A 228-nucleotide genomic window follows, 5' to 3' on the forward strand; every position below is an offset into this window, starting at 1 on the left:
GCGTGTGGTGGCGCTGACCGAGCGATCCCGCTCGCTGCTGGCTGACCTCGGGGTGTGGCAGACACTGGACGATACGCGGTTTTGCCCCTATCGGCGAATGGACGTGTGGGATGGCGAGGGGGCCGGCAGTATACAATTTGACAGTGCTGAACTCGGCCGCGATACTCTGGGCCATAGAGTCGAGAATCGGTTAATCGTACAACAGCTGTTGCAGCGGATCGCGCACAG

General features: G+C 61.0%; 1 pseudogene. It reads left to right on the forward strand.

Annotated features, from left to right (window positions below):
* A pseudogene (locus Q4563_RS23510) lies at positions 1-228 on the forward strand (UbiH/UbiF/VisC/COQ6 family ubiquinone biosynthesis hydroxylase); the annotation flags it as partial.

The organism is Gilvimarinus sp. 1_MG-2023 (genome assembly GCF_030548285.1).